The 6,423-nt window shown below is 44.1% G+C and carries 5 protein-coding genes; all 5 read left to right on the top strand.

From position 1 onward, the window contains the following. Positions 1 to 319: 319 nt before the first annotated feature. From FWF39_RS11630 to FWF39_RS11610, 5 genes are read left to right on the top strand one after another with little or no spacing between them, the layout of a single operon-like run. Positions 320 to 1,435, top strand: a complete 1,116-nt coding sequence (locus FWF39_RS11630) for a glycosyltransferase (RefSeq protein ID WP_343383605.1) — start codon at positions 320 to 322, stop codon at positions 1,433 to 1,435. A 38-nt stretch (positions 1,436 to 1,473) separates the two neighbouring features. Then, the gene (locus tag FWF39_RS11625; RefSeq protein WP_343383604.1) at positions 1,474 to 2,649 is read left to right on the top strand and encodes a glycosyltransferase family 4 protein; all 1,176 of its coding nucleotides are present in this window, start codon (positions 1,474 to 1,476) and stop codon (positions 2,647 to 2,649) included. A 15-nt stretch (positions 2,650 to 2,664) separates the two neighbouring features. Then, on the top strand, positions 2,665 to 4,779 hold the full coding sequence (locus FWF39_RS11620) for a DUF2206 domain-containing protein (protein ID WP_343383603.1): 2,115 nt from the start codon (positions 2,665 to 2,667) through the stop codon (positions 4,777 to 4,779). Beyond that, positions 4,763 to 5,905: a glycosyltransferase family 2 protein gene (locus FWF39_RS11615; protein ID WP_343383602.1), complete on the top strand. Its 1,143-nt coding sequence runs from the start codon at positions 4,763 to 4,765 to the stop codon at positions 5,903 to 5,905. The genes FWF39_RS11620 and FWF39_RS11615 overlap by 17 nt, the downstream gene beginning before the upstream one ends. A 27-nt stretch (positions 5,906 to 5,932) precedes the next feature. Next, positions 5,933 to 6,307 (top strand): glycosyltransferase family 2 protein, encoded by a 375-nt coding sequence (locus tag FWF39_RS11610; RefSeq protein WP_343383601.1) that lies wholly within the window; start codon positions 5,933 to 5,935, stop codon positions 6,305 to 6,307. Positions 6,308 to 6,423 lie beyond the last annotated feature (116 nt).

The raw sequence follows: 6,423 nt of genomic DNA, 5'->3' as shown, positions 1-6,423 counted from the left end.
GTTTGTCAGCCGTTTGTGGCCTGAGGTGTGGCTGGGTATAGCTGCTAGACAGTTTAGATGGTGAAATGGTGAGTTGTAAGATACCTCAAAGGTGGGGGGGAAATTATTTTGGGACAAGACAGTATTCATTTATTTCTCTCTCTTCCAGATTTTAGAAACCTACTGGGTTTGATTCCTTTTATAGAATTTTGAAAACAGAGATTAACGCGTTTGAAAAGTCCAGTTCGCATAACAAGCACAAAAACCAACCATACAAGCACAAAATTGTTAGAATAAATAGCAAAAACATCAGGTTTTTAGCTCCATAGGCGGGTAAGCGTTGGCAAACAAAATTGGAGTCTTCTGCCCCACCCTAAACGTCTATGGCGGAGGAGAATACGTCGCAATAGCCATCGCCAACACCCTCGCAGAAAACAACCGCCGCGTAATACTGTTTGCAAGCAACAAAATTAACCCCCAAGACATCAAAACCTATTTCGGCGAACCCCTCCACCCCAACATAGAAACCCTCCAACAACCCACCCCCTTCACACCAAGAAGCCTAGCCGACTTTTATCAAACCATAATTCACTCCTACATTGCAAAATCCAAATGCAACACCCTAATTGATGCCTTCTCCAACTGTGTTTTTCCCTGGACAGAAGTCACCTACATCCACTTCCCCTACCTCAACCAACACACATTTAACAAAACCTTTCCTTATCTCAGCCACCCCCGCATCCAACAAGCCGGAACCCTCCCCCAAGTAATCCTAGAAAAAAATTTAGTGAACTACCAAAAACGGCTGGTTTTAGCTAACAGCCACTACACCGCTAAGGAAATCCAAAAGTACTCAAACAAACCCGCCGAAGTACTCTATCCGCCCTTTGCCTCAAGCATCACAACCAAAGGCCAAAATAACGCTAAAAAAGATCAAAACAACCTAGTTATCACCGTTTCGCGCCTAGATAGCAATAAACAGTTAGAACGGATTCCCCAAATCGCCGCCCAAACAACACCAAACACAAAATTTGTCATAATTGGACGCTTATACAACCCCGATGCACTCAACCAACTCCAGACTTTGACAAAAAAGTTAGGAGTTGCGGGTCGGGTTCATATCTACCCCAATGCACCCATAGAACAAAAAATAGAGCTACTAAAAAAAGCAAAAATCTATCTCCACACCATGGTTGGAGAGCACTTTGGCATATCCATCGTAGAAGCAATGGCACTGGGATGTCTACCCATCGTACATGACTCAGGAGGCATGAGAGAATTCGTTCCACACCAGTACCGCTATCAAAGCATAGCAGAAGCCGCATCAAAAATAAACACTGAAATAGCCAACTGGACAAACCAGAAAGCAGAAGAAATTAAAACCCTCACGGAACGATTTTCTTTCGCAAACTTTTCAACACAATTTATGGAGCTCTACGCAAAACACTACGATTAAGCACAGGTCCAGTGTGATGCAAAGAAGGGGGGTTAACTATGCATGTGTGTCATGTTTGGGAACGGTTTTGGCCCATAGAGATAGGCGGCTTAGAACGATACATTTTGTGGCTCACAAGCTACCTTGCAAAAAAACAGGCCATAGAATTCTCTCTTATAACGGGACGGACCAAGTTTTTGCTGGTGACAAAAAATATTAAAAAATACGAGGACACCGGTTTTCTTAAGGTTTATCGTCTGGGGCCCAATTTTGTGGATGTCTTAAATGGGGCCTGTATGTATGCTCTGGGCTACACTCCGCGCTTGGTGGAGAGAATAAAGTTTGCCAGCCTATATCAAGAAGCCTCTAAGTGGAAAGTTGCTCAATCTAGTGATGTTTTTCACATACATGGGATCTGGCATGACCTAGAATACATTAATTTGGGCATTTCTTTGAGCAGGCATTATCATAAGCCCCTTGTTGTTACGCTACATGGCGGGTTTGTGGGCAGTCCGCTTCAAGGCGGCATGCCCCTTGAATCCGCGGTTGTTAGAAATATATTGGAAAATGATGTGGCAACAATCACTACTTATTCGCGTGAGATTTTGGGGACTTTGGAGCGGATGGGACTGGGCAATAAGAGTCATCTTATCACCAACTTTGTAGATCCACCTCACTTCAAAAACAGCCGCATCGCTGAGCCGCATGAGACCACTGTTATCTATGTTGGCAGATTAGAGCCGGTTCAGACGCCTGATTTGGTGCTAAGAGCCTTCAAAAAAGTTACTGAGCAAGTGCCTAATGCTAAGCTGGTTATTGTTGGATATGGCACACTCTTTGAGAAACTCAAGTTGATGATAAAAGAGATGAAACTGGAAAACTCGGTCACTATGGCGGGCAGACAAACAGATGTTCGGCCCTTTTTGTGGCGCAGTGATATTTTTGTGGCAACAAACTTTGGCTACATCGCTACTCTTGAAGCGTGGTCGGCAGGTCTTGCGGTTATTGCACCCAAATTTGGCATCCTAAAAGAAACCCTTAGCCATGAAAAAAATGGGTTACTCTTTGAACCCGATAACATAGAGGATCTAACCGCTGCTCTAATAAGACTGATAGAGAATAGACAACTACGAGAAACCCTAGCGTTAAACGGCGCTCAAACTGTTCAAAATTATGATATCCGCGTCGTAGCTCCCAAGATGGCACTGATCTATCAATCAGTGATAAAGCAATAATTTTGAGGCAACCAGATGACTTCTTCTAATCAGCAAAATATTTCAAAGCATTTCTTGACCATAGTTGTGGCATTTCAGGTTATTCTCTACCTATCCATGTTTCTAAATTTGTCCACAGTACGCATAGTCATAGGCGCCGCATATCTAACCCTGATCCCAGGATTAATCATCACTAAACTCTTAAAATTGGATAATTTAGGAACCATCGAATCAATAATCTACACTGTCGGGTTTAGTATTGCCTTTCTTATGATCACGGGGTTAATCATTAATCAATTTGGATATTTAGCGGGCCTTAATTCTCCGCTTGCCGCTCTGCCGCTGTCTTTGTTCATAAACACAATAGTGCTAATCGGGGCGGCGGCAACATATTTTCTAAGAAACCGCCCCAAAGCTACTTCGTCATCTTGGGAGAATACGTTGAGCCGCTCAGCATTGCCCCTAGCGTTGCTTCCGGTTTTAAGCATTGTTGGGGTTTATTTTGTAAATGCGACGGGCAACAACATGGTTTTGCTGATAATGATCTTAGCCATCGCCGCAGTATTTACAGTCAGCGTTTTTAGCAAAGGAACAAAATCCCATGCTTTCTATGCGTTTGCCATTGCCATGATTGCGCTCTCTCTTCTTATGCATGTATCATTAGTTTCCAACTATATTTTGCCCTATGGCGGCGACTCCCCAGTTGAGCTCTTTGTGTTTAGGGGAACGGAGCTTAATTCACATTGGAATCCCATCTTTAGCCCCGCCGATGAAGCCTATGGCCGATACAACGCCATGCTAAGCATCACCATACTTCCCACCGTCTACTCCAACGTATTGGGCATGGATCCCACCTGGGTATTCAAACTAATATATCCCCTAATTTTTACCCTAGTTCCTGTGGGGTTGTATCTGCTCTGGCATCCCTACATCGGCAAAAAATTAGGGTTTATAGCGGCGTTTCTGTTTATGGCGCAGTTGACATTTTTCACTGAAATGCTGGCGCTAAATCGCCAAATGATTGCCGAACTATTCTTTGTCTTACTGCTGTTAACGCTGTTAACGCCCAAGTTGTCTCAAGGGAGTAAATTCGTCGCTTTTGCACTCTTTAGTTTTGGATTAATCTTTTCCCACTATGCCTTAGCAGAGATTTTTCTTTTCTTCATATTCGCCGCTTGGGCCGTCTCAACCTTTTATATTAAGCGGCCCAGTTTTAATTTGCAACTAAGTTTTGTCGTATTCTTTTTTGTGGCCATGTTCCTTTGGTACATCTATGTTTCAGGTGGAGTAGTCTTTGACAGCTTTGTTTCATTTACAGGCTACATCTCGGCACAGTTTGGAGATTTCTTCAACCCCGCCTCCCGCGGACAAGCAGTTCTAACAGGACTAGGATTGGCAAGCTCACCCTCAACCCTAAACACCATCAGCCGCGGCTTTGCCTACCTAACAGAGATCTTTATTGTTCTAGGCGGCATTGCGCTTATCAGAAAAAAAACGCCGTTTCGCTTTGCACGCGACTATGCAGTATTTAGTGTTTTAGCCCTTGTTTTTCTAGTATTTCTAACAGTTATTCCAGGACTAGCAAACGCATTATCAATGACACGCTTCTACCATATTTTACTGATGATACTAGCACCGTTTTGTGCCGTGGGTATGTGGATGCTAACCCAGTATCTTACCAAACACAAAAGACAGCTCTTGTTCTCGGTGCTTGTGGTGGGGGTTTTGGTTCCCTATTTTCTGTTTCAAACCAACTTTGTCTATGAAGTGGCGGGAAATGAGAGCTGGTCAGTTCCGCTTAGCGGCTATCGCATGACCTCAACACTGCTCTATGGTCACTGCGGCTACATTGACGCCCTAAGTGTGCAGGGCGCCAAGTGGGTCTCAGCCAATGTCCCCTATGAATACAATATACATGCCGACAACGGTCTCTACACTTCACTGACCGCATATGGGCTAGTCTATCGCGGATACATAAAAGAACTCACCAACGCCACCCATCTCTATGGCGGACAATTTGCCTATCTAAGCTACATCACCATAAACTATGAACAAGCAACATCAAACGGCACCATACCAAGACTGCTAAACCAAACCGATGTAGTATATTCAAACCGCGGCAGCGAGGTCTACTTTGTTCCCATGCCATAACTACCTCTTCGACAAAATAACCGAAGAGCAAACCACAAAAAACCAAACCCGCCAAATGAGAGATAAGGGAGTAAATCTTGGGCAGGATTTTTGGGTTAGTGTGGTTATTCCTACCCATAAACGAGCGGACGTTTTGCCTTATTTGCTGGCCGCGCTTAAGCATCAGAGCTACAAAAAGTTTGATGTGGTATTTGTGGTAAAACCCTCAGGGGATAACACCGAGACCATTTTAGAAGAAGCCGCAGATACGCTTAAACTCAAAGTGGTTATTCAAACAGAGGGCTACATTGTAGATGCCTACTTTTTAGGTGTCAAACATACCACAGGCGATATTGTGGCGTTTCTTGATGATGATGCTCTTCCAGCTGAGGACTGGCTGCAGGAAACGGTAAAGATTTTTCAAACCTCCCAAGCTGATGGGGTTACAGGCGATTCTTTTCCAGTCTTGTTAAAAAAGGGTAACATCGAAATAATCAAAGAACCCGAGGTTCCAGAAGTATTTTCCCAGTTTGAATTTGCATTTTTTGGTTGTCCCATAAAAGGTTTGGAGAAATACAAAAATGCCATAGCCAACTCGGGCTTTGTGTATGAACGAGGCAACAATGCCTATTGGCGCAAACGCGGCACTGTTAGAGCCCTGCTTCGGGGGCCCTCGATGGCGGTTTGGGGAGATGTTTTAAGAAAAATAGAGCTGCCGGGTGAGTGGCTTTTGGGCTGCGCTTGGGAGATGGCCCTGGGCTGGCAACTGTGGCAAAAAGGATTAATGCTAATTTATAGTCCCCGGGTAAAGGTGTATCATATTGTGCATGGCCGAACCTCTAGTCGGGATTTTCTTAGTCCCCGAACAGATCTTTTGTGGGCTGTGGAGGCCGAACTGCTGTTTTATAGACTCTATGGAGCGGAACCTCAACTCTCAGTTATAAGCAAACTAGAATCGGATCTTTTCCGTGTTGCACATAGTCTAAAAAATATACGCACTAACCCGCGCTATCATCTTCGAAAAATTGAGGGCATATCAATAGGAAATATCATTGGCATAAAATGGCTACTATACAAATCAATAGGCGCCAACTATTCGCCGCTTCCGGATTTGATAAAGATAAAGAAAAGTCAACCGCAAACCTAACGCAACATCAGTTTGGAGAGCGTCGTTTTGTCTCAAGCCCAGCCGCTTATTTCAGTGATCATACTCAACTATAACGGCAAAACCTATCTCAACAACTGTTTAGCCTCAGTGCTCAAAAACAACTATAGCAACTATGAGATCATCTTGGTTGATAACGCTTCCACAGATAAGAGCCTCCAAACGGCAGAACAACGCTTTGGGGGTGATCCGCATCTTAGAATCATCAAAAATAAGTCGAATCTGGGGTTTAGCGGCGGCAACAACGCAGGCTATGCACATTGCCGGGGGGAGTACATAGTTTTTCTCAACAACGACACCACCGTCGACACAACATGGCTCACCAGTTTGGTAGATGCCATGCAGAGTGATTCCACGATTGGGTTGGCGCAGAGCAAAATTTGAGAGTGTTCACTTATAGATAATTTTATGTGATGCTGTACATATATCGCCAAACAAGGTTAGTTCGTATGGTGCATTGCAAAAAATGTTTGTCTGAAAAAGTCGCCAAGGGCGGGTTT

Origin of the sequence: Candidatus Bathycorpusculum sp., from assembly GCF_009778815.1 — an archaeon.
Lineage (GTDB): Archaea > Thermoproteota > Bathyarchaeia > Bathyarchaeales > Bathycorpusculaceae > Bathycorpusculum > Bathycorpusculum hydrogenotrophicum.
This window is presented reverse-complemented; position numbering and strand designations above follow the sequence as displayed.